This window comes from Enterobacter sp. 241F3 (genome assembly GCF_034106785.1).
In the GTDB taxonomy this organism is placed as follows: domain Bacteria; phylum Pseudomonadota; class Gammaproteobacteria; order Enterobacterales; family Enterobacteriaceae; genus Enterobacter; species Enterobacter vonholyi.
Genome location: NZ_JAWNDD010000005.1, coordinates 1 through 25,465, shown reverse-complemented (window position 1 = coordinate 25,465; position 25,465 = coordinate 1). Strand labels below are relative to the sequence as shown.

The window sequence follows — 25,465 nt, the reverse complement described above, 5'->3', positions numbered from 1 at the left end:
ATGTCTATAGACGCTGAAGCAAACTCAACACCTGACAATAATGGGCCTGGCCTTTGCTTTTTGTTATTACTTATCTTTGGCGGGTTCGTTTTCTTTATACCTGCAAGCGTTGTGGTCGCCTTCCCGGCCGTTCTCGCCGGTTCCTTCCTGTATTTTATCTGGTATCTTATTTCGGAAGGGCATTTAGGCAATATTCTTGGCAGTATGATCGTCAGCATGATACTTATGGCTATCGCCGCAGCTATTCCTGTCATTGGCTGGATATTGTTACTTCTGTGGATCTTCTACAATATTGCAAAAGCCTTTGAGACGATAAAAACATTACTTCCCGATGCGCTCTTTAGCGCTGTTCTCTATGGATGTTTGCTCTTTCCCGTTATCCAGGAAATGGCAATGGACGGGGAGAGCAACATGGCTGCCACTATCGCTTGTGGTGTCGTGTACGTGATAACTGCAGGGCTTTATTGTTCCAGGTTAACGCAGCTGGCAACCAACACTAAGCAAAGTATTTTCTATTTTTCAATTATGTGGCTTTCGGTCCCACTTATCGCACTTCTGATCGTCTCGATTGTGGCATCCCTACGCGCGGCATTCAGAACCGTGCTGACCCCGGTGCAGACCGTGGTCAAAACCCCGCAAAACGTATCAGCGCATATGCGAGGCGGGAGCCATGTCAACGCTTACACCCGAACTGTGACCACCATTCAACATAGCGTGACCTCCCAGACACTTCCGGGGATGGGAGCTGTTGGTGCCTCTATGGTTGGTTCCGTATCGGAGGCAACGATAACAACACCACAACAGCCACAGCAAACCTTGCCAGCACTGGAGCACAAACCAGCCGGGGGTGAATTAACACAGTATGCGACGAACAAAGACCACAATTTTTACCGCTACGACAATCTCAACGCGAAAAAAATAAGCAATTTCGTCCAGGCGGCCAGTCATCGTCAATCGCTGCCTCCTCTCACGGAAGATGCGATCCTGTTCTACTACGACGAAACGGTTTTCGGCCAAGGAGATCGTGGTGTGGTATTAACTGATGACGGTGTTTATTGCGTGTTGGGAAAATTGTATGAAACTTTCTACGCCCGCTTCAGAGAAGTCAGTAGCGTAGTCATAAAAGGATCCATTAATAAAAAAATTGTCCTGCATATGAAGAATGGCCAGAAACATAATATTGAACTGACTCAATCAAATGCCGGGGCAAAAAAAATCTACGAACTTATCAGCATCGCAGCCCAGAATTAAGTAATCCTCCAGGCACCCGCTCAACGGGTGCCTTTCAGACTTCCGCATGACACATTCTGACAGTTTCACGCTTTATCGTGATCGCCATATTTACAGCGGCTTATATCGCTACGTTAAGAGAGAACTGTCATGAGGTCTAAAATGAGCGATTTCACTGAACTGCCGGTCACTGGCTCTGTTAAGACCACAACAGCGGTCTACACGCGTAAACAGAGCCCCTCGGTATTCTCGCCCGTGGCGTGTGAACTCTCTGCGGGAAGCCAACTGACGGTGCAGGCTGCGGTGATGGGGGATGCGGTGGAAGGCAACGCGCACTGGTATCGCATTGGTGAGGATACATACATCTGGGCGGGGGCATGCACACGGCTCGATCCTTACCCGGCGTTTCCGCCAGGCACGCGAACGAACTGGATGGTGGTGGTGTTCGAGGTACGATAGGTCCGGCGTAGGTCGGGTAAGGCGAAGCCGCCACCCGACACGTACACGGCGATAAAACCTTAATCCAGCTTCAGCTCGTCATAATGGGCGATCAGCTTGCCCACGATGCCGTAGTCCAGCGCTTCTGCCGGAGACATCCAGAAGTTGCGGTCGGTGTCTTTTTTCACTTTTTCCAGCGGCTGGCCGGTGGCGTCAGCGATCAGCTTGTTCACGCGATCCAGCATGCGGATGATCTCGCGCGCTTCGATCTCAATATCCGTTGCCTGACCGCGCACGCCGCCCAGCGGCTGGTGGATCATAAAGCGGGTATTCGGCAGCGAGTAGCGGTGCTCTTTTTTCGCTGCCAGGAAGATGGTTATCCCGGCGCTCGCCACCCAGCCGGTGCCGATGACGTGCACTTCCGGGCGAATGAATTTGATGAAGTCGTGAATGGTGTCGCCCGCTTCCACGTGGCCGCCCTGGCTGTTGATGTACAGCTTGATCGGATCGTTGCTGACGCTTTGCAGCAGGATCATCTGGGTGATCACTTTCTGCGCCAGCTCCTGATTGATCTCACCGGAGATCACAATCGAACGAGACTCCAGCAGTTTTTGCTGCAGAGCGCCCGCGCCGTTTGACCCTTCAGCTTTATCCTTGTCGCTCTCTTTCAGTGTGTAGTGCATTGTTATGTCCTCAGCATTTAGCGCTCAAAACCAGAGTGTAGCCTGTTTTACCGATCAAAGTCCTCACCGACAAATAACGAGGGCGCTGAGGCATACTGCCCATGTTGCACGCGTTTCGTTCCTTCACCACTCCCGCCCCGGCTCGCTATACTTCATACGGTTATCATATTGTTAAATGATAATGATAGTTAATGTGTTAAGATGAAAGTCAGCATAAACAGTCCCTTACGTAACCGACGGGATTGTTTGCATCCTCGACATGTCAATCAGCACCGGGGCGGTGAATGGAACACATTGTGTATGTTGTAGATGACGATGACGCAGTCAGGCAGTCCGTGATTGGGCTGCTGGAATCGGCAGACCTAAACGCCGTCGGCTTTTCATCGGCAGAAGCGTTTCTTCAGTACCGCTTTGAAGAGCTCCCGTCGTGCGTGGTTCTTGATATGCAAATGCCCACCATCTCGGGTTTTGAGGTGGCTGACGCCCTTAAGGACAGCGGGCGCGAGATCCCGATTATTTTTCTCACCGGCCACGGCACCATCCCGATGTCGGTGCGTGCCATTAAAGGCGGCGCGTACGAATTCCTCACCAAGCCCGTCGAATCTAACGCGCTTATCAACGCCATTGAATCCGCGCTTCAGCTGGCGGAACACAACGCCGTGCGCAATAAAGAGCACTACGCCCTGAAGCAGCGCCATATGTCCCTCACCCCGCGCGAACACGAGGTGCTGACGCTGGCGATAAGCGGCATGCTGAACAAGCAAATTGCCGCCGAGCTGGGCGTTAGCGAGATCACGGTGAAGGTGCACCGCCGCCGCGTGATGGAGAAAATGCAGGTGCGTTCCGTGGCCGAGCTGGTCAGGGCCGTTGAGCGCCTGACCAAAAGCCAGCCTGCGGAGTAACGTTTACCCTTCCTGCGCCGCCAGCGGCAGCGCAAACGCAAACACAGTGCCGTACGGCTCCCGGCGGCGCGCGCTCAGCTTCCCGCAGTGGCGCTCGATGATGCTGGCGCTGATGGTCAGCCCCATCCCCATTCCCTGTGGCTTGGTGGAATAGAACGAGTCAAAAATCTGCTCCAGCCGCTCGGGCTCAATGCCGCTGCCGGTATCGGCAATCTCGACGATCGCTTTCCCGTCCGCGTTGGCGGTGCTAAGGGTAATGGTGCTGGCGCGATCCTTCACCTCGGCCATCGCCTCTACCGCGTTCATCACCAGATTCAACAGCACCTGCTGGATCTGCACGCTATCGCCGGTGATAAAGCTGTCGCTGGCGTTCAACAGATAATCAACGCTTATGTGTCGCTGCTCCAGCTCGCTGCGCGAAAGCGCGATGATATGGTGGATCAGATAGTGCAGATCGATGCGCGAGAAGGTGGGATCCTGCTTGCGCGTCAGGGACTGAATGCTGCGAATGATCTCCCCCGCCCGCGCGCCTTCCGCGGCGATCTCCTCCAGCCCTTCCCGCACTTTATCCAGCCGGGCGGGCTCGCGGCTGAGCCAGCGCAGGCTCGCTCCGGCGTTCGAGACGATCGACATCAGCGGCTGGTTGATCTCGTGGGCGATGGAGGAGGTCAGCTGTCCGACGGTGGTGGCCCGGGACACCCGCGCCAGATCCGCCTGCGCCACCCGCATGGCATCCTCCGCGGCGCGCTGGCTGGTGATATCGGTGATGATGCCGTAGTACTCGTTCACCTCGCTGCCCACGCCCACCGGATCGCCAATTCCGAGGATGTAGCGCGTCGAGCCATCGGGACGCTTGACGCGAAACTCCGCGCGCATGGAGAGACCTTCGCGCACGCTTTGGGTGACGATGGCGCTGATGCGGGCGTAATCGTCCTCATGGACGAAGGTCAAAAACTCCGCCATGGAGATCATCTTTTGCTGCTCGGGCAGGCCGAGAATGCGGGCGTACTCTTCCGAGACATACATCAGATCCTGCTCCAGCTCCCAGCGCCAGCTGCCGGTGTGGCTGATCTGCTCGCCCAGCATTAGCGAGGTCTGGCTGGATCGCAGCTCTTTCTCCACCCGGCGGCGCTGGATGTTCTCCGCCAGCAGCTCGGCGTACAGCCGCGCCGTCTCCAGGGATACCGCTGCCTGCGCGCCCAACAGGCTCACCACGCGCGAGTGCTCGGCGGTGAAGACCTCCGGCATCAGGCGGTTTTCGAGATAGAGCACGCCCACCAGCCGCGCCTGTTTGAACATCGGAACGCACATAACCGCCGCCCCCGACGTCACAAGATAAGGGTCCTGGCTGAAGGGATGGAACTCCTCCGGCCTGCCGGTGCGGATCTCCTGCCCGGTGCGGATCACCGCCGCCAGCACCGACAGCGGCAGGTCGGTCGCCGTCGGCACGTCTTTCAGGATCCGCACCCGCACGCCCTCGGTGCTGGTCCAGGCGCTGGCCTCGATCTCAGGAATAAGGTTATCGCTCACGCGCAGCAGCAGGCCACGCTGCGCCCCGGCGCGTTCGAGCAGGATAGTCATCAGGTTTTCGATCAGGCGCTCAAGATTAATCTCTTCCGACAGCGCGCGGGATGCTTTGATCACGCTCTGGAGATCGCGGATGGTCTCGTTCTGGGCGAACGCCACCGTGTCGTAGGCGCTGGCCTGCCCGGAGGCCAGCAGGTGCGGGAAATCCTGCTCCAGCTGGCGCACCTTGGCCTGCGCGCCCGCGCGACCCCAGGCGGCAATAGAGCCGCGGAAGTGGGCGTCCGAGGCGGTCGGGTAGCCGCAGGCCAGCGCAAAGCGCCCCGCCAGCTCGTGGGCCAGGGCATTGATCGGATTAAAGCCGCCCTCGCGGGAGAGCCGGACCGCCTTCTCATACTGCTCAAGCGCAATGCTGTTCATCCCGTCCAGACGCACGATTTCGGCGTAGATCAGCGCCTCTTTATCCGCGAACGTGCCGGGATTAACGCGCGCCCAGAAGGCGATTTTGTCATAGTGGGCGTGAATGCTGCGACGGTGGTTCGCCGAGAAGGTCTCCGGCATCAGCTGACGGGAAAGCGCCAGCGCGCTGTAAAGATGGTAATCCAGCAGATGGATGTGCCCCGGCGCAGACCAGGCGTACCACCCCGCCATCTCCAGATCCGCCTGCGCGTCGGCATACTCCCCGCAGGTAAAGTGCGCCATGCCGCGATAGAGCCAATACCAGAACAGCATGGTGGAGGTCTGCTCCGGCGCCTGCTCCGGCGACGCGGGCAGCAGCGCCTCCGGCAATACCTGCGACGCGGTCCAGGTGCCGATAACCGGCGTGCGCAGGAACTCAACGTACCCGCGCTGAACCATCAAAATGGTTTCCACGTCCTGGAAGTGGGTTTTACGCACAAACGCCAGGCCGCGATCGATGCTGGTCAGCACCCCGTCCAGGTGATCGCCCCGCGAGAGGAAGTTAATCACCTGGTGGCAGGCCGCAAAGCAGGCCATCGTCATATCCCCGTGGGTCACCGCTGAGGTAAAACAGGCTTTCGCGCACTCGATGGTGAACGACAAAGGCTGGGTCCAGACGCTGAGCTGGTCGAGCGGCAGCAGGGTTTTGGCTTCGAACGCATCGTAGCCGTGGCGATTCACCAGCTCGCGGGCCAGCGTGCCGTACTGGAACCCGAGGCGGTACTCGGCGTAGCGGTGGCCAATCAGCACGCCAAACCAGGCCATCGCCGTGGTGGACGCGCCGGTAATGCCGTGGTCGAGGGTCAGGTGCATCATGCGGCAGAGCAGTAAAAAGTGCAGGCGCGGGCAGATGAAGCTGGCGCAAATGCTGGCGCTGTAGAGCAGGTTCATCACCGCTTCGGTTTCAGGGTTATCCATCCGCGACAGCTGGGCAAACAGGTTTTGCGGCGCGTCTGCCGTGCGGTTGCAAAAAAGCGCCCAGGCCTCGTCGCAGTCGGCATCTTCCGGATAACGGCCGATCTGAATACCAAATACACCCAGCCAGCAGAGCGCCGCCTCCAGCGCCAGACGGCTGTCCGACTGGCGAATGTACACCTCCACCAGCAGGTTGGCCGCCAGCGCCTTTTCGGTCAGCCCGCCGGGGCAGCCGAGGATCGCGTCACACAGCTCGCGGGTGCGCTCCAGGTGCCCCAGCGCAAACTCGCAGCCCGCCTCTTCAATATCGAGCATAAAGTCCGACACCGTCCCGGCGTTGCCCAGCGCTCTGGCGGTCTGGATATAGCTGAGTGCCGACGGGTAATCCCCCGAGCGCTTCGCGCGTCGCGCGGCCAGCAGGCTCAGCTCGCGGAACATCTGGCGCTGCGGGGCGGGCTGGATGCTGTCCAGCGCGGCCGTGACGTGATGTACGGCGCGGAACAGCAGCTCGTTCCCCGCCGCCTGCCGCGCGGCGTCGGCCAGCAGGCTGGCGGTAGTCAGATGAAGATGGCTTTTCTCATGCCGATCCAGCAGCGCAAAGGCGGCCTCCTGCACCCGGTCGTGGGTGAAGGAGTACGCTTTTTCCGTCAGCACGATCAGCTGCGCCATGACCGCCGGATGCAGCGCGTAGCGCATTTCCGCCATCGATATACCGACCACGCGGCAGACCATCTCCATCTCGCCCGTGCCGCCAAGGCAGGCGATGCTGCCCAGCAGGCGACGCGTCTCGTCGGGCAGTTCTTCGAGCTGCTCCAGCACCAGGGTGACCACGTTTTCGGTGTAATGCCGGGCGCGGATCGCCTGCAGATCGTAATGCCACTTGTCCTGATATTTGTTGTGTACCACCAGCCCGTCATCAACGATACGGCGGAAAAACTCGTGCACAAAAAGCGGGTTACCCCCGGTCTTCTCGTGGATCAGCGTGGCGAGATCGGCCGTCGCCGCGCTGCGGGTGCGAAATACCGTCGCCAGCCAGCGCGCCACCGCTTTCACGGAAAGCGCCTGCGGAACAATCTCGCTCGCGTTTTGCGCCGCTTCCGGCAGGCTTGCCAGCAGCGCCTGCAGGGAGGCGTCGGTCACAGAGCCGATATCCCGGTGGGCCGCGACCACCAGCAGCGGGATAGCGCCGCAGTTCATCAGCAGATATTTGAGCGTGTGCAGGCTGGCAGCGTCGCTCCACTGGAGATCGTCGAGCACCAGCACCAGCGGGCAGCCCTGCGAGGCAAAGGTCTTCACCAGTGCCAGCACCATATGGCTGAAGCGCGCCCGGGCATCAATGGAAAACGTATCCGTCGAGAAGCGCGGCTTGCTCTCAAGCAGCAGTCCCAGCTCGGGCACCAGGCTGACGGCCAGCGCCTCGTGTCCCTCCAGGGCGCGAGACAGGCGGATTTTCCACTTCGCCACGTCGTTTGCGGGCAGCCCCAGCAGGTGCAGCGTCAGGGCGCGGAACGCAGAGCTTAATACGCCGTAAGGCAACGACGGTGAAAACTGATCGACTTTGCCCACCGCCAGCAGCACCGTACGCTGCTGCAGCGTTTTAAGCGCCGTCGCGATAATGGAGGATTTGCCGATCCCGGACGGCCCGCCGATCGTCACCAGCTCCGGGACCAGGCTCTGCCCCACCCGCTCAAACGCGGCAACGACATCATTCGCCTGCGGATGCGTCGCGAACAGGGAGTCCGCCAGATGGATCGCCGGAGTGCGATCCTGCTGACCGGGGGTAAAGGCGACGATCTCGCCCTCGCAGGTCAACGTCGCCTGGCAGCGGCGGAGATCGGCAATCAGCCCGTCAACCGTCTGGTAGCGGTTATCGGGGTGCTTTTCCAGCAGCTTCAGGATGATGGTCGACAGCATTCCCGGCACGTCCGGGCGGATCGCATCCGGGGCCAGCGGCGCCGAGGCAATATGGTAGTGCGCCCAGTTGGTCTGCTCGTCCTCTCCCAGTTCAAACGGCAGGCGTCCGGTCAGGAGTTCATACAGCACCATGCCGAGGCTGTAGAGATCGCTGCGGCTGTCGACGGGGCGCTGGGTGCGGGTGGTATGCTCTGGAGACATATAGGCGGGAGTACCGCCGGACACGGCAAGCCGGGTCTGGGTGAAGGCTCCGGAGAGGCTACAGGAGAGGCCAAAGCTGCCCAGACGGCAGGTGGCATCATGATGAACAAAAATCGTGCCGGGCTTGATATCGCCGTGGATCAGGTTTTGCAGATGCATCTGGCGCAGGGGAACGCAGATCTGAATCGCCATCTCGATAAAGCGCGTGATACCCGAGATCGCCCTGCCCGCGCGCCGCGCCAGCAGCTCAAACGCAAACGGCGCATACACCAGCGCGAAGCGCCCCCGGTACTGGGTGGACGCGACGGCGCGAATGGCCCAGCTGTCCTGCAGCGCGTCACGCAGCGCAAACTCGTTTTTCAGCAGCCGGGTGGCCCGCTCTTCCTCTTCGTCGCTGACCGCGGTGGCGATAATAAATGAGCCGCCGGAATGAGGATGTCGCGCGTGCATCCAGGCGATTCCGCCCTCCTGCGCCAGCACGGTAAAAATCACATCCTCTTTAAGGACAAAAACCCGCCCCTGGTGAAGATTCCCCTGGGCGGGCCAGAATGCAGGCTGCTCGTGTTCGTTCATCCGCGATCCTTATTGTCGGCGGGCCAGCTCCCGCTGAATATGATCCAGCAGAATATCGATGTTAATGGGCTTACGCAAAAAAGCAGCGGCGCCCAGACCGAGAGCGTACCGCTGCATATTTTCATCAGCATGACCGGAGATAAAGAGCACGGGCGGAGGCGGTACGGCCAGCAGGCGCAGCTTTTCAAACAGCTCCAGGCCGCTCATGCCCCGCAGCTTGATGTCGGTGATCACCAGCGCCGCGCCGGACAGGGCAAGCGGATGGCTCAGAAATACCTCTGCCGAATCAAACGTATCGGTCGAATACCCTTCCGACTCCAGGAGATTACTCAGCCCGCTGCGGACGGAACGTTCGTCATCAATGATGGCAATGCGCCACGGCAGCGTCATGCTGTCTTTCCTCTAAAAAATCATTATACGTCGCGATCGTCCTTCGCGGGCGCAGGGGGCGCCGAGCCGCTGATTTTCGGTACGCATTCGTGACGAAACCAGGCGAGGGTGAGCGGTTCGCGACTCAGTAAACGTCGTCCCACCGGGATGAGCTGTTCGCCCACCAGCATGCCGAACAGGCCAAGCAGGGCGACAACCGGCGGTGCCGGGGAATGAACGTCGAGCAGGGCGTAAATTACCCCAGCAACCACGCCGCACACCAGCGAAATTATCCATGCCTTCATGAGGACGCTCCCGTCTGCGATTTAGCCTGCGGCACGGTCACCTGAGGAGGAGGCGCGCCGTCCCGGGATAACAGATGGCGCGTCGCCTGTTCACCCGCCAGCATCCCCAGCAGGCCAATCAACGCCAGCGCGGGCGGCGCGGGGGAGCGCACCTTCAGCACGGCATACATCAGGCCAATCAACACGCCTGCCGCAAGGGATATCAGCCCAGTACTCATCGTGAACTCCAGAGAAAGAGGCAGCGGCGAGCCGGATGAGGGACCAGCCCGCCAGCGGAACTTAGCGAGCCGGGACCGGCGCTAAGGTGCGGTGCTCGCTCTTCTGGCGAGACGGCGCTTTGTGCACCATGGTGTAGGCGTAATCCACGCCCATGCCGTACGCGCCGGAGTGCTCGCGCACGATGTCCATCACCGCGGTATAGGTCTCTTTACGCGCCCAGTCGCGCTGCCACTCCAGCATCACCTGCTGCCAGGTCACCGGGATCACGCCCGCCTGGATCATGCGCTGCATCGCGTAGTCGTGGGCTTCTTTGGAGGTGCCGCCGGACGCGTCCGCCACCATATAAATTTCGTAGTCGCCTTCGAGCATCGCGCAGAGGGCGAAGCTGTTATTGCACACTTCGGTCCACAGACCGGCAACCACCACCTTCTTCTTGCCGTTGGCCTTCAGCGCGTCGCGCACCTTCTGGTCGTCCCAGGAGTTCATGGAGGTACGCTCCAGAATGTCCTGACCCGGGAACACGTCCAGCAGCTCAGGATAGGTGTTACCGGAGAAGCTTTCGGTCTCAACGGTGGTGATGATGGTCGGGATGTTGAACACCTTAGCCGCTTTCGCCAGCGCCACGGTGTTGTTTTTCAGCACCTGGCGGTCAATCGACTGCACGCCAAACGCCATCTGTGGCTGGTGATCGATAAAGATGATCTGACAGTTCGCAGGGGTTAACACTTCGAGCTTTGAAGAGGTCATAGCATTTTCCAGTGGTTAAGGGTAGAAATCGCCGCGAGTGCCACGGCGATAAAGTCACCCTCATCCTGCGGTTTTCCTTCTCCGCGCGTAATTATCTCTTCGTATAGTTAACCTTAGGTATAGTTATACTTTGGTATACCTATCCTATTGTATAACTGGATCTTTGCCGAAACCGGTTCCCATAATCCTGACCATTCCCCTCTCAGTCAGGAGCAGTTATGGTTACCCTCGGTAAAGCCGATCTCATTCTGGTTAACGGCCAGTTTCACACCGTCGATCGCGAGAATCCTGTCGCGGAAGCCGTTGCCGTGCGCGACGGAAAATTTCTGGAAGTGGGTACCGTCGCCGAGGTGATGCAGCACCACGGCGACGGCACCAAAGTGGTCGACTTAAAAGGCCACACCGCCATCCCCGGCCTCAACGACTCGCACCTGCACCTGATCCGCGGCGGGCTGAACTACAACCTCGAGCTGCGCTGGGAAGGCGTGCCCTCCCTGGCCGACGCCCTGCGGATGCTGAAAGAGCAGGCCCTGCGCACGCCGTCGCCCCAGTGGGTGCGCGTGGTGGGCGGCTGGACCGAGTTCCAGTTTGCCGAGCGCCGCATGCCAACTCTGGACGAAATTAACGACGCCGCGCCGGATACCCCGGTCTTCCTCCTGCACCTGTACGACCGCGCCCTGCTCAACCGCGCCGCGCTGAAGGTGGTCGGCTACACCAAAGACACGCCAAACCCGCCGGGCGGCGAGATCCAGCGCGACGCCAACGGCAACCCGACCGGGATGCTGATTGCCCGTCCAAACGCCATGATCCTCTACGCCACGCTGGCCAAAGGGCCGAAGCTGCCGCTGGAGCAGCAGGTCAACTCCACCCGCCAGTTCATGCGTGAGCTGAACCGTCTGGGGCTGACCAGCGCCATCGACGCGGGCGGCGGCTTCCAGAACTACCCGGAAGATTACGAGGTGATCGCCGAGCTGCACGAGAAAAAGCAGATGACCATCCGCATCGCCTACAACCTGTTTACCCAGCGTCCGGGCCACGAGCTGGAAGACTTTGAAAAATGGACCGACATGCTCACGCCGGGCCAGGGCAGCGACTTCTTCCGCCACAACGGCGCGGGCGAGATGCTGGTCTTTTCCGCCGCCGATTTTGAAGACTTCCTCGAGCCGCGCCCGGACCTCGCGCCGGGCATGGAGGACGAGCTGGAGCGCGTGGTGCGCCATCTGGTGGAGCACCGCTGGCCGTTCCGCCTGCACGCCACCTATAACGAATCCATCAGCCGCATGCTGGACGTGTTCGAGAAGGTGAACCGCGACATTCCGTTCAACGGGCTGCACTGGTTCTTCGACCACGCGGAAACCGTTACCCAGGCCAACATCGACCGCATCAAAGCGCTGGGCGGCGGCATTGCCGTCCAGCACCGCATGGCCTTCCAGGGGGAGTACTTCGCCGAGCGATACGGCATCGAAGCCACCCGCCACACGCCGCCGGTGGCGAAAATGCTCGAGACCGGCGTGCCGGTGGGCTTAGGAACGGACGCCACCCGCGTGGCAAGCTACAACCCGTGGACCGCGCTCTACTGGCTGGTCTCCGGCCGCACCGTCGGCGGGATGCAGATGTACGACCACAGCGCCCGTCTGGACCGCGATACCGCCCTGATGCTCTGGACCCAGGGCAGCGCGTGGTTCTCCAGCGAGCAGAACCAGAAGGGGCAGATCAAGGTCGGCCAGCTCGCCGACCTGGCGGTGCTCAGCAAAGACTACTTCCGCGTGCCGGAAGAGGAGATCAAGGGCATCGAGTCCGTCCTGACGGTGGTGAACGGCGACATCGTCTACGCCGCGGGCAGCTTTGGCCCGCTCGCGCCGCCTGCTATTCCGGTTCTGCCCGAGTGGTCCCCTGTGGTGAAGGTGCCGGGCCACTACCGCAGCGCGCCGCCGCAGGCCGCACGCGTGGGCATGAGCGCCGTCCACCACTGCAGCGGCCCGTGCGGGGTTCACAGCCACCAGCATGATTTCGCCCGCACGTCAGCGATGCCGGTGTCCGACGATAACGCTTTCTGGGGGGCGCTGGGCTGCAGCTGCTTTGCATTCTGATGAAAAACACCACTATGCCGCCCCGGATCGACCTGGGGCTGTTCTTTCTGCGCCTGACCGGCAGCCTGCTGCTGCTGTACGTCCACGGCCTGCCGAAGGTGCTGCACTTCAGCGAAGAGCTGACGCGCATTGAAGATCCGTTTGGCTTCGGGCCTTACGCGAGCCTGATCCCGGCAATATTCGCGGAGGTGATTTGCCCGCTGTTTATCATTGCGGGCGTCTACACCCGCCTGGCGTGCCTGCCGATTATCGCCGTGCTGCTGGTGGCGATGCTGGCGGTCCACCCGAACTGGTCGATTGCCGAAGGGCAGTTTGGCTGGCTGCTGCTGATTATCTTCACCACTCTCGCCCTCACCGGGCCGGGCCAGTGGCGGCTGCAGCGTAAGGCAGCGGAGAGGTTCGCATGACCCAGGTTAACGACGTTCGCGACGCACACGTCGAGACGACGCCCGCATCGACGGTTTCTCCCTGGCAGCCGCTGAGCCAGCCGGTGTTCCGCATGCTGTGGATCGCCACGGTGGTCTCTAACGTCGGCTCATGGATGAGCGACGTCGGCATCAACTGGAGCATGCTGACCCTGAGCGCCGACCCGCTGGATATCGCGCTGGTGCAGGCGGCCAGCAGCCTGCCGATGTTCCTCTTCGCCCTGCCGTCCGGGGTGATGGCGGACATCGTTGACCGGCGTAAATACCTGCTCTTCTCCCAGCTGTGGGTGTTCATCGCCGCCGCCGGGCTGACGGTGCTTTCCTTCACCGGACACGTCACCCCCGCCGTTCTGCTGGTGGCGACGTTTTTGCTGAGCGTGGGGGCGGCGATGAGCTCGCCGCCGTTCCAGGCCGTGGTGCCCGATCTGGTGAGCAAGCCGGAGCTGGGCGCCGCCGTGGCGCTGAACTCGCTCGGGGTGAACATCAGCCGGGCGATTGGCCCCGCGCTGGGGGGCTTCCTGCTGTCGCTCGCCGGGCCGTGGATGGTGTTTGCCCTCAACGCGCTGTCCGTGATTGGCGTGGCGTGGGTGCTGTGGCGCTGGCGTCCGGCCCCGTCCATTCAGCGTCTGCCGCCGGAGCACTTCTTCTCTGCGGTGCGTACCGGCATCCGCTACGTCCACGCCGCCCCGGTGCTGCGCAACGTGCTGGTGCGCACCGTGGCCTTCTTCGTTTTCGGCAGCGCGGGCTGGGCGCTGCTGCCGCTGGTGGCGCGCCGCGAGCTGGGCTTAGGCCCGGCGGGCTACGGCGTGATGCTGGCGTGCATTGGCCTGGGGGCGATTGCCGGGGCCATCCTGCTGCCGCGCCTGCGCCAGCGGCTGAACGCCGACCGGCTGATGGTGGCCGCGAGCCTGGTCTTTGCCCTCACCATGCTGGCGCTGGCGTTCGTGCGCCACGTCTGGCTGCTCAACCTGTTTGAGTTCTTCACCGGCTTCGCGTGGATTGCGGTGCTCTCGACGCTGAACCTCGGCGCGCAGCGCAGCGCCGCCCGCTGGGTGAAGGCCCGCGCGCTCGCGGTCTACCTGACGGTGTTCTTCGGCTCGATGACCACGGGCAGCGCCATCTGGGGGCAGATCGCCTCGCAGTTCGGCACCCCGACCGCGCTGGTTGTCGCCACGCTGGGGATGGTGCTGGCAAGCGCCACCGTATTGCGCTGGAAGCTGGAGAAAGACCCGGAATTAAACCTCGACCTGAGCGGCCAACCGCTGGACGGCGTGGAGATCGACCTGCCGAACGAGCGCGGCCCGGTGCTGGTCTCGCACGAGTACATCATCGACCCGCACAACGCGAAAGCCTTCCTGGAGGCGGTACACGAGCTGCGCCGGGTGCGACGCCGCGCCGGGGCGATGAGCTGGGCGGTGTACGAGGATATTGAGCGTCCCGGCCTGTTTATTGAGACCTTCCTGATGGGCTCGTGGATTGAGCATCTGCGCCAGCAGGAGCGCCACACCATGAATGACCTCCTGCTGCAGAGCCGCGTTCTGGCTTTTCATCAGGGCACAACATCACCGGCAATTCGTTATCTGGTCGCGCCGGTATAACCCTAACCATCACCTGCACAGGAACACACTATGGCAACGTTTAAGGCAAAAAACGGCACGCAGATTTACTACAAAGAAGGCGGCGCGGGCAAACCGGTTCTCTTCAGCCACGGCTGGCCGCTGGACGGCGACATGTGGGACAGCCAGCTGAACTACCTGGCCGAGCGCGGCTTCCGCGCCATCGCCTTTGACCGTCGCGGGTTTGGCCGCTCGGATCAGCCGTGGAACGGCTACGACTATGACACCTTTGCGTCCGACATTAACGACCTGATCACCACCCTGGACCTGCAGGACGTGACGCTGGTGGGCTTCTCCATGGGCGGCGGCGACGTGACCCGCTACATCAACAACTACGGCAGCGCGCGCGTGGCCGGTCTGGCGCTGCTGGGCGCGGTCACGCCAATCTTTGGTAAATCCGACTCTTTCCCGCAGGGTGTGGATCAGAGCGTGTTCGACGGCATTCGCGACGGACTGCGTAAAGATCGCGCCCAGTTCATCAGCGACTTCGCCACGCCGTTCTACGGCACCAACGCCGGGCAGACCGTTTCCGCCGGTGCCCTGACCCAGACGCTGAACATCGCCCTGCTGGCGTCCCTGAAGGGCACCATCGACTGCGTGACCGCGTTCGGCGAAACGGACTTCCGCCCGGATATGGCGAAAATCGACGTGCCGACGCTGGTGATCCACGGCAGCAACGACCAGATCGTGCCGTTTGAAAGCACCGGCAAGCTGGCGGCAGAGATGATCAAAAACGCCACGCTGAAGGTGTACGACAACGCGCCGCACGGCTTCGCGTTGACCCACCAGGACCAGCTCAACGAAGATCTGCTGGCGTTTGTGAAGTCGCTGTAATTTTTTCCAGGCCGGGTAAGGCGCAGCCGCCACCCGGCGCTTTCGCTCCGCCAGCGGCACGTAGCCAGTGATTGCTGAGACAGGACCTGCAGGCTGAAGGTGCGCGCCTCAAGCCTCGTCTGAGGTAAACACCATGCCCGCGTAGGGTTTCTCGCGACACGCCGCCAGCCGCGCGGCGAGGCTGCCCACGTGCAGCTCCAGCTTGTGCCCGTCCGGATCGAGAAAGTAGAACGACGCCCCCTCGCTTTTGTTCTGCTTCCAGACGGTGACGCCCGCCTGCTCGAGCCTTTGCGAGAACGGTTCAAAATCCGCTTCCGCCACGGTAAACGCGTAGTGGGTGTAGTCGCTCTCCTGCGGCGGCACGTACTGGCGCGCCTCGTAGTACGACAGGCAGACCCACAGATCGCCACAGGTGAGATAGGCCCCGGTATTCCAGCGGGCGTGGAGCGCTAGCCCCAGCAGTTCGTGCCAGAAGGTGACGCTTTTTTGCAGGTCGCTGACCGCGAGGGTCAGATGGTTGAGAGATTGCAGCATGACGTGCCCTTTTGTTTTTCGCGCCGGACGTGATACGGTAAAGAGATGAACATAAACCACGCCGTCCTCACCGTAAACCGCTGGTGGCTGCCTTCTTAAAGGCGGCACGGAGTAGTTTTCCCCATTTTCAGATAGCCGCCGAAAGGCGGCTTTCTCACATCTAAGACCCCTTTCGGCAACTGCCCATTAAGGAGTCTTTATGAACGCACCAACTATCCTCACCGGCGATCGCCCAACCGGCCCGCTGCATCTTGGCCACTTCGTCGGATCGCTGCGCCAGCGCGTGGCGCTCCAGCAGACGCACAACCAGTTTGTGCTGATTGCCGATCTGCAGGGGTTGACCGATAACGGCAGCAACCCGCAAAAAATCCGCGACAACATCCCCGAAGTCCTGGCCGACTACCTCGCCGCCGGCATCGACCCGAACCTGACCACGATCTGCCTGCAGTCCGCCCTGCCCGCCCTCGCCGAGCTGACGATGCTGTATATGAACATCGTCACCGTCGCCCGCGTGGAGCGTAACCCGACGGTGAAAAACGAGATTGCGCAGAAGGGTTTCGCCCGCTCGCTGCCGGTCGGGTTTATGGCCTACCCCATCAGCCAGGCGGCGGACATCACCGCGTTCAAGGCCGAGTGCGTGCCCGTCGGCGACGACCAGCTGCCGATGATTGAGCAGACCAACGAGATTGTGCACAAGATGAACAGCCTGCTGCCCGCCCCGGTGCTGCGCCACTGCAAGGCGATGCTGAGCGACACCAGCCGCCTGCCCGGCATCGACGGCAGCGCCAAGATGTCGAAATCGCTGGGCAACACGCTGCACCTTTCGGCCAGCGAAGAGACCATTCATCGTGCGGTCAGCGCCATGTACACCGATCCGAACCACCTGAAGGTAAGCGACCCGGGGCAGATTGAGGGGAACGTGGTGTTTACGTATCTCGACGCGTTTCATCCGGACAAGGAGAAAGTGGCGGCGATGAAGGTGCACTATCAGGCGGGCGGGCTGGGTGACCGGGCGTGCAAGAACGAGCTTGAAGCGTGCCTGCAGGAGCTGATTGCGCCGATGCGGGAACGGAGGGCGATGTATATGCGGGATAAGGGGGAACTGATTGCGATGATGAAGCACGGGACGGAACGGGCGCAGGGGGTGACGCAGGAGACGTTGAGGGAGGTGAAGGTGGGGCTGGGAGTGCCGGTGTTTTAAAACACAGCTTAAATAATAATCCCGGCGCAAGGCCGGGATATTTATCAGGCGTTACGCTTAATCACCGGAATATCACCGGTGTCATTTAACGCACCCGGAAACGTTTTTAACCACTGCGCGACTTTCTGTTTATTTATATTCACTACGCTCATACCTTCCAGGCATCCCCATAATTCTCTTGTATGTTGTGGCGTAATCACAATACAGTCTTTCATGGCGCGGATTTTTACCGGCATGCCGTTGATAAAGCCTGCACGGGTTAACCAGTCACCGCCCAGCAGAAGGTATTTCATGTCTATGCGGGCATACAGTTCGCAGCAAGCGGCACTGTCCTGCGGCGTCTCCGCGCGGGGATGGACGGGCGCCGCGTTGGGCTGGTTGCCGTGTAAACGGCGGGCGCTGTTTTTGCGTACCAGCTCGCGGTTTTCAATCATGCCGGTGAAAGCGTCTGATTCTGTTTTGCAAACAGTAAACTCTGGCTTAAAATTCGTCGCAGCCATATACAACTCCTATCAAGTTGGTTGTGGTTAGCGGTATGGGGGTGTTGCAGCACCTTCATATCGCGAATTCTCTCTTTAAATATTCCTTGATACTTCCTTTGCCGTTCGGCGTAATTTCTGATGCTCATTATACAGGGCTGAATATAAATACAGCTGTTTGGTGTGGGGTAAATTTGGAATTTGCGAGGGGGATTCAGGAAATTACGGTAGGTATTTTAAATTCGAGAAACGACAACGCTTTGGCCTGAAAATCATTTCATCTCGTCTCCTCCAGATATCTTTTCGTTTGCGAACCTGACACTATTGCCGCATCGGTTGCCTCAACACCCTCCTCTCAGACCTCTCAAAAATTCATCAAACCTATAGATTAACGATTTACATCACCCTGATTTTGTTATGTGATCCCGTTACAGGCTTTAGTAACGCCCTGCCCAGCCAACCGTAACAGGACTTCATCGATGGAATTTTATCAGGCCGATCCGACGCTTGAGAACTACTGGCGTGGTGTGATCCTCTTTGGAAGAAACGTCGCATCTTACAAATTTGCACTGGCATCGACATTGTATGAAGTGGATAAGACGGGCAGCGATTTGATTACGCTCGACCAGCTTGCCGTGCCGTTCAGTCGCTATCTTTGCGAGCACCTGAAGCATGCGCCAAAACAGATCACCTCCCGCAGCAGTCAATTTCTGGAAACCTGCCTGAAGTTCAACAGAGGTGAAATCACCCACGCTCAACTCATTGAAGCGACGGTGCGCCTTGGCTTTAACAACGTGATTGATGCCTTTCATTACGTGAACCAGGGCGAGATCGATAAACGTTTTTTCCTTGATGAGCGCAAAACCAACAACGGGATCCGCCTGACGGATAACTTCTTTTTACTGGGCGAACGCTTGCAGTATAAAAACCTCGCCTTTGAAACCAATGCTCGCTGGAACCTGGTAGAACAGGCCTGGTCGATGGGGATTTCACGTAACCTTGTGGGCGTGGAGTTCGACGAAGATAATCAGTTGCTGTTCACGCAGATGAACGCGCGTCGCGTAAACATCACCAGCTGTCGCGACAGCCTGAATGGTTACCAGAAAGGACGGTGTTTTTATTGCTTCAAGCCCATCAGTCTGGTACCAGGAGACGCAGATCTGGCGGACGTCGACCACTTTGTTCCATGGGCTGCCCGCAACGAGATTACCAATGTTAACGGCGTATGGAACTTAGTGTTGGCCTGCAGGTGTTGTAATCGTGGTAAATTAGCGCACCTGCCCGCTCTCAGGTACCTGCAGAGGTTACACACCCGCAATGAATATTTTATTCAAAGCAAACTGCCGTTACATGAGACGATTGTTCTACAGACAGGGCAACGTCCTGAAGCACGGAAAAGCTTTCTTCAGCGTAACTGGCAGGCCGCGCTGGGCAAACTTATCCATACCTGGAAACCCAACGCGGAAGGCGAGGCAACGTTTTAATGACACTTCACTACTATCAGAACCACGCACAGGATTTCTTCGATGGCACGGTCAATGTCGATATGACTCCGCTATACGAAGCCTTCACGCAACATCTGCCTCATGGTGCCCGGGTTCTGGATGCAGGCTGCGGTTCAGGCCGGGACGCAAAAGCCTTTCATGAGATGGGTTATCAGGTGGATGCTTTTGATGCCTCTTCCGCGATGGTGGAGCTGGCGAAGCAACATACCGGGTTACCCGTGCAGTTGATGACGTTTTCAGAGATCGACGGTAAAGCGCAGTACGATGGGATCTGGTGCTGTGCCTCTTTGCTGCATGTCCCCTCTTCTGAGCTGCCTGCGGTGATGCAAAAGCTTGCGGATGCGCTTAAGCCTGGCGGCGTCTGGTACGTGTCCTTTAAGTATGGCAACGGTGAACGCGTGCAGGGTGAAAGACTGTTTACGGATCTGGATGAAGAGGGGTTGCGGGCGTTGGTGAAGGCGGTTCAGGGGATGGAGATAGCTTCGCTTTGGTCGACTCAGGATAACCGCCCGGACAGGGATGAGACATGGCTGAATGGGATATTACGAAAAACCGCCGCTTGATCATCAGGCGGTGCTAATCGACAGGGAGTAGGTTAACTCAGTAATTCATCACTTTAGTCAGCTCAACACACGATTAGTTAGTCTGTGATCGCATGACCTGCGAACCACTGAGCTTGAAAAGCTCTTAGCCGAGATATCAGAAACGGTCAGAAATGGTTTATAAGGTTTTCCGGAATCTGAGCTAAATCCGGGAGGATGAATAAAATAACAACATCAAATAAAACGGCATAGTGAGTATTCACTAAAGCAGAGCTGTGGCAGGATAACCGTTTAAAAATCAGCGATATTTTTACAGCGAGGAAGTGATGATGTCGGGGCTACATTCATGGCTGTTAAATAAATCAACCAGTGACACCTATATGTTCATCAAGCGTTTGTCAGCCAACGACACCGGCGCGACGGGCGGACATCAGGTTGGTATTTACATACCCTCTGGCATTGTTGGACATCTTTTCCCTTCAATTAATCATACAAGGGATCCTAACCCGTCCGTAAGGCTGAATGCGCATACCTCCTCGCACAGCTGCCCGGACAGCGAGGCTAGGGCCATTTATTACAATGGTCGTTTCTTTGGTAAGACCCGAAATGAAAAGCGTATCACTCGATGGGGGGGAGGAAAGAATCCTCTGCAAGACCCGGAGAATACGGGAGCGCTGGCATTATTGGCGTTTGATCACCATCAGGGATCTGATAGCCAATTTGTTGATATTTGGGTGTGTCATGACGCAGAAGAAGAAGATATCGTTGAGTCATCGCTCGGAGAAATTGTTCCTGGATCGTTGGTCTATGGCCCCGCAAATGAGATTCTGGGCGGCCTGGCCTTAAAAGAACCAGTTTCCAATGGGTATAGTCTTCCTGAGGAGTGGAGAACAAATTTCCCCTCAGGTAAGGAAATTATCCAGTATGCAGCAGCTCACTATTCCCCAAATGTCGTAGGTCCGGATAAGCAACTCATTGAACGTCGTCGTGTTGAGTATGAAATTTTCCTACTGGTGGAGGAAATGCATGTGCTGGGCATAGTTCAGTCTGGGTTTGGTTCCGTTAATGAATTTATTGCACTGGCGAATTCCGTGAGCAACAGACGAAAATCACGAGCCGGTAAATCACTTGAGCTGCATCTTGAACAACTTTTTAATGAGCATGGGCTGAAAACTTTTGAGACTCAGGCCGTTACAGAAGGAAATAAGAAGCCAGATTTTTTATTCCCCTCTGCGCAAGCTTATCACGATGAGACGTTCCCTGAGCAGAAGCTTCGCATGTTGGCAGTAAAAACGACCTGTAAAGATCGCTGGCGGCAAATATTAAATGAAGCGGATAGAATTCAGGACATTTACCTCTTTACCCTTCAGGAAGGTGTTTCCGTTGCTCAATTTCAGGAGATGCAGCAGGAAAGAGTCAGGTTGGTTGTACCCATTAGTCTTCATGATAAGTACCCGAAAGCTATCCGGGAATATCTTATTTCTTTAGATACATTTATCAATGAAACTAAATCATTGTATGTCGATTAAATAATTTTATACTGTTATCCCCCGGATAAATTCCGGGGGATATGTTTATATTATTTATTTGTCGCCTTGTTTGCTGCGGCTTTAATAATATAAGGTTGAAGCAGTTTCGCCACGGCTTCAAAAACGGGAACGACCACTGAATTCCCAAACTGGCGATAGGCCTGGGTATCGGAAACGGGGATCCGGAATGGCTTGCCTCCGGGTTGCTCAAAACCCATCAATCTGGCGCATTCATGAGGCGTCAGTCTTCTTGGTCTTTGTTCCTGATTCACTGGATTTGAGAAATCGATTTCGCCGAGTTCTTTATCCCATCCTCTGTCGATGAGAATTTCAGATCCATCTTTATGGTAACGAGCGGATAATGTTCTCGCAACGCTATTTTCATTATTCGGATCAACCAGACCAAAACCAAACCCATTACCTTTGGCAGCATGCTTTTTAGCATAGTTATAGAGATACTCCCATAACTTAGGGCTCAGGATATATTTACTGTCAACCGCAGGGTCCAGAAGCTGACCAAATGTTGGTCTTTTCGCAGGGTAGAATTTATGAATATCCTTTAAAGTGAATCCCTGATGGATATTGAGGTCACGGCGGAATCCGACCAGAACAATACGCTCACGATGTTGTGGCAGGAAATTTTTACCATCAATAATTTTAGGATCATCTTTCCCTGTAATATTGGCATCAGCGACTTCATAGCCTAATTCATCAAGGGTATCCATAATAACTTTAAACGTTTTGCCTTTGTCATGGCTCTTAAGGTTTTTCACGTTTTCCAGCACAAAAATGGCTGGTTGCTTAGCCTTGATTATGCGGGCAACATCGAAAAACAGAGTGCCCTGCGCTTCACATTCGAACCCATGTGCACGTCCGAGAGAGTTTTTCTTACTTACACCCGCCAGACTGAATGGCTGGCAGGGAAAACCGGCCAGCAGGACGTCATGATCCGGGATGTGTTGATCGATATGGGCGTAGGCTTTCTCTTCTGAGATGCCTTCTTCTCCGCTTAGCGTGACTTCGCGGATATCCAGATTGAATGTATGAGCGTCTTCATCGTTGTACCAGTTTGCTTTGTAGGTACGTACCGCTTCTTTATTCCATTCGCTGGTAAAAACGCATTGCCCGCCGATGGCCTCGAATCCTTTACGTATACCACCAATACCGGCAAACAGATCAATAAAGCGGAAATCATAGTTAGGATGATGAGCGGGTTGCTCCGGCAGCATTTTCCGTAACAGCGCTTCTTCTGCCATGGTAAGCGATTTTGGCTCACACTTGCCATTTATCCAGCGGTTAAGAGTTTCGCGACTCCACTCGTTTTTACCTATTTTTCTTAGCAGTTCTGCGACATACTTCTGGTCGTAAATTTCAAGTACCCGATCAATCAGCTTCCTGTCGCGTTCTTGTTGTTGTTTTTCTTCAGCTTCTGCTTTTTCGAGCAGTTCCTGAGCAAATAAATCGAATTCAGACATAACGCCTCCTAGGGGGTTTATGGGTGAAAATATATCACTCATTTGACCCAGATGAAACGATTTATTCTGGATATTTGATCAGTATATGGACTCAACAGAGAGTAGTAATTATGAGATTTAGCTAATGATGCTTCCAAGTGGTATACATGCGGCATGCGTAGTGAATATCACGGTATAGCGCATAATAAATAATACAAAAATCAATTAGTTAAGCTTTAAAACCCGGTAGCTCCATCCAACTTCCCTAAAGAAATACCGGTAAGAGGCTTATAAAATCGCTGTCCTAAACCTGACTCTTCTCAAGGCTATTCAATCTCGCCCTTCAGCTCATCATCGCTCTAAACCATCGATGGATCGTATCGTTCATTTCGTCATTTACATGGCGCACTAAACCAGTTGAGCGACCCGACGCACAGCAAACCATATCACCAATAACAATTTTGTATAAACACGATCGACTAGTTTTGTAGCAATACCAAGGGCATTCGGTTTCTCGAACGCAGCCATTGCTTGTACCATAATGCTGATGTTTCTACCTACCGCCTTATGGTTTGGATGACGGTCTGGATGGCTGCAAGAAGTTATAAACGGTGATTATAAGTTATTAACATCCCCTGTTGTATTGTGAGTTTTTTATCGAAAAGGAACTGCCATAAAGATGTCTTATATTTAGTTTATAATATTCATATGTATGAACCATTCTAGAAACTTTTAACTTATTTATTTTTATCCATAAATATTTCCCATCTTTCTTCTAATGCATCTTGTGACAGTTTGTGGGAAATACTAAGAATACTACCTTCATAAATCGAATACTCACTTTTTTTAAGATTTTCATTAATGTGAACAGTGAAGTTCTTAGGCTCAATAGCTATTAAATCAAGATCAAAAAGTGTATGTATATCAGCCCTAAGTAAAATACCGTTACTTATATGGTTATGTGATTTATTTCTATATGGATAGATATGAGCGGCTTCAAGAATATCTAAAACCGCGCATTTAGTTATAGCGCAATGATTATTTTTTTTGAGAAGTTTTTCCCTAAACGAACGTTGTCCTCGTCTTTGTTTAATAGAACGATTAACTACCTCTCTTAAATCCTCCTTATTGAATAGGGCTTCAGGTTCACTAGCCTCCATGCTTTCTAAATTATCGATATAACGCCCATTTCCTTCCCATAGATCTTTTGCCCATTCAAATTTTACTTCCTGGATAGATAGTTGTTTGTTATGGTTTATTATTTTACCCTCCAGCTCAAGATAATTCATTTTTAGTATTTTAAAGTTATTAGAATAGAATGCCGTAGATTTTATTACAGGTATGGTTTTTTTTAATGGTTTTTCGAATTCATGGCCATTACTACATCTCCATTCGGGTTTTTTGCTAGTTCTGGTTCTTATTTTCTCTGCCTTACAGTTGTTTATAGGGCATTGATTTATTTCTTTTTGAGAGTCTTCTTTGATAAGAGAGGTTATTACCGCCACACCAATAACATGCTTTCTATTATATATTACAACAATATCCCCAGATTCAACTTGCTTATGATTAGCAACCAAATCATCATAAGAATACAACTCAAATGGATTATCATCATAACCATCATTACCACGATAAACTAGTTCTTTTTTACTGATTGTTTTAAAGGCCCAAGCCCTTTTATTTTTCATACCTATATCCTATTTGAATATTTCACAATCTCGACCCATTATAACAAATTAATTTATACAATAAAAACAATTCACAATCCCACACATAAATATAATTACATTATTTTTACAATTTAGCGCAGAAATTGATACATTTCCTCCCTCTCAAAATAGATAGTATAAAACCAGGCCAACTGGAGAAAATATTTTTATTCACAAACGAATACTTAGCAAAATATTGACCTGCCCTTGTTCTACCCTGCCCTGAACAAGCTTGTTTAGACTATTATCATGAGTTAAAGCTCACCATTTTTGTTACTGGCTTTGCTCACAGTACCGCAAGCCTTAGCCACTCCAAAATCCACCTAGCTCGCCCTAGCAAGGAAACAACACGACGACGTGAGAACGTTATGGAACACGCCCGGATCACCGTCAGTCCATGAGCATCAAGTGTTCGGCAACCTTCCGTACGCTTGAATCCATCGATGTGGTGATTCGTTCACCGGCGACAGAGCCGGTCATCCCTGTACCTGTACCCGCAACCGCGGTCACCGTTAACCATGCCGGTGCGTAAGCGCGGCCAGTCATCGGAGAAACTTACGTGACCACACTGACACTACAGGAACCCTTTGAGGCCTGTCAGGCAAATAAATCCGCCTGACCGCCGCACTTGCCCCTGAACAAATGAATTATTCCGGGCAACATACCGCCGTTCAGCGCTACGCTATGCAGCATTCAATAGATTATCTGCGCGAGGCGCTACAGCTCTGGCTGGTCGCCGGTAAAAAAATTAATTATTCGGCGCAGGATAATAACATTTTAACTGCCATCGGATTCAAGCCTGACGCGGTTTCGCGCGATGATAGTCGTGAAAAATTCATGCCTGCACAGAATCTCACTTATACCCTCCGCCGTGCAGAACAGCCTTGCAGTATTCCTTTCAAAAATTCCCGCAAAACCCGCTGTTTTCTTGTAAAAAAGCCATGCATGCATAAGGTGCATGGTTTTGCATGCGTTTTAACGACACCGAATCCCCGCCAGCATTGGCGCGCCCTGAGGCCGGTCATGCACCTGCATTAAAAACGCCCCTTAAGCGGGCAGGCGGGGCGG

Annotated in this window: 22 protein-coding genes and 1 pseudogene; 13 read left to right on the top strand and 10 right to left on the bottom strand. The window is 55.8% G+C overall.

Features of this window, described 5'->3' with window-relative positions:
* Together UR504_RS14410 and UR504_RS14405 are read left to right on the top strand one after the other, a co-directional pair.
* A complete protein-coding gene (locus tag UR504_RS14410; protein ID WP_271368953.1) occupies positions 1-1,251 on the top strand; it encodes a hypothetical protein in 1,251 nt (416 codons plus the stop codon).
* A 129-nt stretch (positions 1,252-1,380) separates the two neighbouring features.
* The gene (locus UR504_RS14405; RefSeq protein ID WP_248175312.1) at positions 1,381-1,689 is read left to right on the top strand and encodes an SH3 domain-containing protein; all 309 of its coding nucleotides are present in this window, start codon (positions 1,381-1,383) and stop codon (positions 1,687-1,689) included.
* Positions 1,690-1,748: 59 nt separating this feature from the next.
* Here UR504_RS14405 and UR504_RS14400 read toward each other — a convergent pair whose 3' ends face one another.
* Positions 1,749-2,351, bottom strand: coding sequence for an ATP-dependent Clp protease proteolytic subunit (locus UR504_RS14400; RefSeq protein ID WP_274241888.1), 603 nt, complete (start codon positions 2,349-2,351; stop codon positions 1,749-1,751).
* A 284-nt stretch (positions 2,352-2,635) separates the two neighbouring features.
* On the opposite strand from UR504_RS14400, the gene UR504_RS14395 reads away from it, so the two are divergent.
* Positions 2,636-3,253: a response regulator transcription factor gene (locus UR504_RS14395; protein ID WP_302235616.1), complete on the top strand. Its 618-nt coding sequence runs from the start codon at positions 2,636-2,638 to the stop codon at positions 3,251-3,253.
* Between the two features lie 3 nt (positions 3,254-3,256).
* On the opposite strand, the gene UR504_RS14390 is transcribed toward UR504_RS14395, so the two are convergent.
* The 5 genes from UR504_RS14390 to UR504_RS14370 all read right to left on the bottom strand — a co-directional run bounded on the left by UR504_RS14390 (position 3,257) and on the right by UR504_RS14370 (position 10,479).
* Entirely contained in the window at positions 3,257-8,839 is a 5,583-nt protein-coding gene (locus UR504_RS14390; protein WP_302235615.1) for an ATP-binding protein, read from the bottom strand.
* A 9-nt stretch (positions 8,840-8,848) separates the two neighbouring features.
* Positions 8,849-9,229: a response regulator transcription factor gene (locus tag UR504_RS14385; protein WP_111964145.1), complete on the bottom strand. Its 381-nt coding sequence runs from the start codon at positions 9,227-9,229 to the stop codon at positions 8,849-8,851.
* A gap of 23 nt (positions 9,230-9,252) precedes the next feature.
* Positions 9,253-9,513, bottom strand: a complete 261-nt coding sequence (locus UR504_RS14380; protein ID WP_111964146.1) for a XapX domain-containing protein — start codon at positions 9,511-9,513, stop codon at positions 9,253-9,255.
* Entirely contained in the window at positions 9,510-9,731 is a 222-nt protein-coding gene (locus UR504_RS14375) for a DUF1427 family protein (RefSeq protein ID WP_032660957.1), read from the bottom strand. Before UR504_RS14375 ends, UR504_RS14380 begins: the two co-directional genes overlap by 4 nt.
* Before the next feature lie 61 nt (positions 9,732-9,792).
* On the bottom strand, positions 9,793-10,479 hold the full coding sequence (locus tag UR504_RS14370; RefSeq protein WP_008501349.1) for a hydrolase: 687 nt from the start codon (positions 10,477-10,479) through the stop codon (positions 9,793-9,795).
* Between the two features lie 218 nt (positions 10,480-10,697).
* On the opposite strand from UR504_RS14370, the gene UR504_RS14365 reads away from it, so the two are divergent.
* Genes UR504_RS14365 through UR504_RS14350 form a run of 4 tightly spaced genes read left to right on the top strand, consistent with a single transcriptional unit; the run spans position 10,698 to position 15,444 of the window.
* Positions 10,698-12,569: an amidohydrolase gene (locus UR504_RS14365; RefSeq protein ID WP_302235614.1), complete on the top strand. Its 1,872-nt coding sequence runs from the start codon at positions 10,698-10,700 to the stop codon at positions 12,567-12,569.
* On the top strand, positions 12,569-12,976 hold the full coding sequence (locus tag UR504_RS14360; protein WP_302235613.1) for a DoxX family protein: 408 nt from the start codon (positions 12,569-12,571) through the stop codon (positions 12,974-12,976). The genes UR504_RS14365 and UR504_RS14360 overlap by 1 nt, the downstream gene beginning before the upstream one ends.
* Positions 12,973-14,592: an MFS transporter gene (locus UR504_RS14355; RefSeq protein ID WP_320739832.1), complete on the top strand. Its 1,620-nt coding sequence runs from the start codon at positions 12,973-12,975 to the stop codon at positions 14,590-14,592. The genes UR504_RS14360 and UR504_RS14355 overlap by 4 nt, the downstream gene beginning before the upstream one ends.
* Before the next feature lie 30 nt (positions 14,593-14,622).
* Positions 14,623-15,444: an alpha/beta fold hydrolase gene (locus UR504_RS14350; RefSeq protein ID WP_302235611.1), complete on the top strand. Its 822-nt coding sequence runs from the start codon at positions 14,623-14,625 to the stop codon at positions 15,442-15,444.
* Between the two features lie 108 nt (positions 15,445-15,552).
* On the opposite strand, the gene fosA is transcribed toward UR504_RS14350, so the two are convergent.
* The gene (fosA, locus tag UR504_RS14345; RefSeq protein WP_320739831.1) at positions 15,553-15,978 is read right to left on the bottom strand and encodes a FosA/FosA2 family fosfomycin resistance glutathione transferase; all 426 of its coding nucleotides are present in this window, start codon (positions 15,976-15,978) and stop codon (positions 15,553-15,555) included.
* 199 nt (positions 15,979-16,177) lie between these two features.
* Between fosA and trpS the strand changes: the two genes are divergently transcribed.
* The gene (trpS, locus tag UR504_RS14340; protein WP_302235610.1) at positions 16,178-17,179 is read left to right on the top strand and encodes a tryptophan--tRNA ligase; all 1,002 of its coding nucleotides are present in this window, start codon (positions 16,178-16,180) and stop codon (positions 17,177-17,179) included.
* A gap of 44 nt (positions 17,180-17,223) precedes the next feature.
* Here trpS and UR504_RS14335 read toward each other — a convergent pair whose 3' ends face one another.
* Complete coding sequence (locus tag UR504_RS14335; protein WP_198886550.1) at positions 17,224-17,679, bottom strand: SymE family type I addiction module toxin; 456 nt, start codon at positions 17,677-17,679, stop codon at positions 17,224-17,226.
* A 458-nt stretch (positions 17,680-18,137) separates the two neighbouring features.
* Here UR504_RS14335 and UR504_RS14330 point away from each other — a divergent pair, with 458 nt between their 5' ends.
* The 3 genes from UR504_RS14330 to UR504_RS14320 all read left to right on the top strand — a co-directional run bounded on the left by UR504_RS14330 (position 18,138) and on the right by UR504_RS14320 (position 21,234).
* Entirely contained in the window at positions 18,138-19,142 is a 1,005-nt protein-coding gene (locus UR504_RS14330) for an HNH endonuclease domain-containing protein (protein WP_302235609.1), read from the top strand.
* Positions 19,142-19,726, top strand: a complete 585-nt coding sequence (locus tag UR504_RS14325) for a class I SAM-dependent methyltransferase (protein ID WP_048962752.1) — start codon at positions 19,142-19,144, stop codon at positions 19,724-19,726. Before UR504_RS14330 ends, UR504_RS14325 begins: the two co-directional genes overlap by 1 nt.
* 308 nt (positions 19,727-20,034) lie before the next feature.
* Positions 20,035-21,234, top strand: a complete 1,200-nt coding sequence (locus UR504_RS14320) for a type II restriction endonuclease (RefSeq protein WP_302235876.1) — start codon at positions 20,035-20,037, stop codon at positions 21,232-21,234.
* A gap of 50 nt (positions 21,235-21,284) precedes the next feature.
* On the opposite strand, the gene UR504_RS14315 is transcribed toward UR504_RS14320, so the two are convergent.
* Together UR504_RS14315 and UR504_RS14310 are read right to left on the bottom strand one after the other, a co-directional pair.
* Positions 21,285-22,709 carry a DNA cytosine methyltransferase gene (locus tag UR504_RS14315; RefSeq protein WP_302235607.1) on the bottom strand — a complete coding sequence of 475 codons (1,425 nt, stop codon included), beginning with the start codon at positions 22,707-22,709 and terminating at the stop codon, positions 21,285-21,287.
* A 716-nt stretch (positions 22,710-23,425) separates the two neighbouring features.
* Entirely contained in the window at positions 23,426-24,376 is a 951-nt protein-coding gene (locus UR504_RS14310; protein ID WP_302235605.1) for an HNH endonuclease, read from the bottom strand.
* Positions 24,377-24,794: 418 nt separating this feature from the next.
* Here UR504_RS14310 and UR504_RS14305 point away from each other — a divergent pair, with 418 nt between their 5' ends.
* Positions 24,795-24,929, top strand: a complete 135-nt coding sequence (locus UR504_RS14305; protein WP_265349536.1) for a hypothetical protein — start codon at positions 24,795-24,797, stop codon at positions 24,927-24,929.
* Between the two features lie 83 nt (positions 24,930-25,012).
* Positions 25,013-25,276 (top strand): annotated as a pseudogene (locus tag UR504_RS14300) (phage polarity suppression protein); the annotation flags it as partial.
* Positions 25,277-25,465: the final 189 nt, after the last annotated feature.